This window comes from Actinokineospora enzanensis DSM 44649, assembly GCF_000374445.1.
GTDB lineage: Bacteria > Actinomycetota > Actinomycetes > Mycobacteriales > Pseudonocardiaceae > Actinokineospora > Actinokineospora enzanensis.
This window is the reverse complement of record NZ_KB894479.1, coordinates 1-2,231: the sequence shown is the minus strand read 5'-3', so window position 1 is coordinate 2,231 and position 2,231 is coordinate 1. Positions and strand designations below refer to the sequence as shown.

The following is a 2,231-nucleotide window of genomic DNA, read 5'->3' as shown; positions in this document are numbered from 1 at the left end:
GCACCAGAAGCAATGACGGCGATGAACAACAGCCTTACCGGCTTCCTCAACGCCGCCAACACCGGCGAGTTCGCCGTCAACGAGACCGGCGGCCAAGCCCTGATCAGCGCAATGCGGAACATGCGGGACTGGATCGACCAGAACCAGTACCAGTTTGCCCAGCTCAAGCGCGAGCCTCAACTGGGGAGCACCAACAACGCAAACGTGCTGAAACCCTTCATGGTGGCGGTCGCCACTGACGACCAGGGCTTCGTCACGCAGATCATGAAGCTGCGCGAGTCGCTTGTGCACGCAGAGGAAGCCATCAAGGCGGCCATGGCAAACTATCAGGACACCGATGCCCAGGTTGCGGCTACTCTCCGCACCGACGACTAGGACTATCCCTCATGACAGCGAAGGTCGGGACAGTGGCTGCGGCCTTGGGCGCCGCGTTGATCGCCCTCATGACCGCTTGTTCAACGTCAACTGAGGGCGCCGCGACCACGGTATCCAACACCACGTCGAGTACGACGACGAGTGCTGGCCGGGCCACATCGACCAAGGCCAGCTCAGGCACGAGTCCGACGGCCCAACTCGATCCTTGCGACCTGCTCACCGACGCGGGCAAGGCGCAACTGGGCCTCTCCGGTCCCGGCAGGCCTGACCACACCGGATCGGGTCGAAGCTGCGTGTGGCAGTTGCGTGGGCCGCAGGACACCTACATCTTCGGTGTGGAGCTGAACGACAAGTACGGTCTCAAAGACATTCCCGCCGACGCTGACAACAAGGAAGTGCCCGACGTTGGTGGGCGCAAAGCCTTGCAGACAGATTTGGGCAAGAACACGGGTGCTTGCAGCGTAAACGTATTCGTCACGGAGAAGTCGCGCGCTGCCGCCACCGTCGTTGCGGGGGCGGATCTCACCAAGGCATGCCAGCTGGCGCGACAGACGGTCGAGCTCATGGAGCCGCAGCTGCCGCAGTGAGTGTTGGTGGCGCCTACTTGAAGCGGAATTTGCGCATGGCCGTCGATAGGCGTTCGTGTGTCGACTCGGCTGGGGGTAGGGCACCGTATGTACGCACCAGAAGCAATGACGGCGATGAACAACAGCCTCACCGGCTTCCTCAACGCCGCCAACACCGGTGAGTTCGCCGTCAACGAGACCGGCGGCCAGGCCATGCTCACCGCCATCCGAAACATGATCGACTGGATTGATGAGAACCGGGTGCATCTAGAGACGTCGCAGCGTGCACCCATGCTGGGTTCCACAAACAACGCCGAGGTCATGAAGCCGTACATGGTCGCGGTCGCGACGGATGAGCGGGCTTCCTGACCCAACTCATGAAGATGCGGGAGTCACTGGTGCATGCCCAGGACGCAATCAAAACCGCCATGGCAAACTATCAGCACACGGACCATGCCGCTGCGGGCGCGATGACTGCTTCTCAGGACCAACACTCATGACGACCGCTCACCGGTCCGCCCAGGTTGCCTTGGCGGTGGTGTCCGTTCTGCTGACCGTTGCAGCCTGTGATACCACCACTACGGGTACGGCGACCACCCCCGCTGTGACGTCGTCGGACCCGACTAGCACGAAAGCGACGCCGCGCACCAGCAAGACCAGCACGCCCGGACCACCTCTTGCCGCGCTCAAACCTTGTGAACTGCTTGCTGACGCGGCCAAGGCTCAGCTCGGTATCACCGAGGCTGGTGCGGAGAAGAAGATCTCCGGGGCGCGCACCTGTCAGTGGCGTGTCCGTGGCGAGACCGAAAGCGTGTTCTTCAACGTCCAGTTGTGGGACAGCGATGGCATCTCGGACCTGCCGGACAACGCCAACAAGAAGAGCCTTCCCGACATCGGGGGCCGGAAGGCCGTCCAGACCAAGCTGGGTGCGGGCGATGGCTCTTGCGCCGTCTCGTTGTTCGTCTCGGACAGCACCATGGCGGCGGCCTCGGTCGTCGCGGGTGTTGACACTGAACAGGCATGTCGGCTTGCACAGCGGGCGGCTGAGTTGATGGAGCCGCAGCTGCCATAGGACTATTTGAAGCGGAACTCGCGCATGGCCGTGGAAAGTCGCTCATGGGTCAACTCCGCTGCCGGAAGAGCGCAGTTTCCTGGCGCCCGCAGCCCATCAAGCACCAGGCACAGATACCGACGCCCAGCTGGAGGCGGACTGGGAAGCCGCCCGCCTGCTCACCCTGTCGGCGGCCTGGCTGGCCGACAACCGCGAACCCAACTCCCTACAGGCCAGCA

Annotated in this window: 4 protein-coding genes; all 4 read left to right on the top strand. The window is 63.0% G+C overall.

Annotated elements, in window-relative coordinates; genetic code table 11:
* Positions 1 to 375: hypothetical protein (locus C503_RS0136950; protein ID WP_342663439.1), on the top strand; the 375-nt coding region annotated here is incomplete at its 5' end.
* An 11-nt stretch (positions 376 to 386) separates the two neighbouring features.
* Positions 387 to 962, top strand: a complete 576-nt coding sequence (locus tag C503_RS45505) for a DUF3558 family protein (protein ID WP_245572685.1) — start codon at positions 387 to 389, stop codon at positions 960 to 962.
* 114 nt (positions 963 to 1,076) lie between these two features.
* Positions 1,077 to 1,310, top strand: coding sequence for a hypothetical protein (locus C503_RS48370; RefSeq protein WP_018687216.1), 234 nt, complete (start codon positions 1,077 to 1,079; stop codon positions 1,308 to 1,310).
* Positions 1,311 to 1,437: 127 nt separating this feature from the next.
* Entirely contained in the window at positions 1,438 to 2,013 is a 576-nt protein-coding gene (locus C503_RS42435) for a DUF3558 domain-containing protein (protein WP_018687215.1), read from the top strand.
* Positions 2,014 to 2,231: the final 218 nt, after the last annotated feature.

Bases quoted from the DNA above. Each gene is read 5' to 3' on its own strand.
- C503_RS42435 (WP_018687215.1), top strand. From the start codon at position 1,438: ATGACGACCGCTCACCGGTCCGCCCAGGTTGCCTTGGCGGTGGTGTCC.
- C503_RS45505 (WP_245572685.1), top strand. From the start codon at position 387: ATGACAGCGAAGGTCGGGACAGTGGCTGCGGCCTTGGGCGCCGCGTTG.
- C503_RS48370 (WP_018687216.1), top strand. From the start codon at position 1,077: ATGAACAACAGCCTCACCGGCTTCCTCAACGCCGCCAACACCGGTGAG.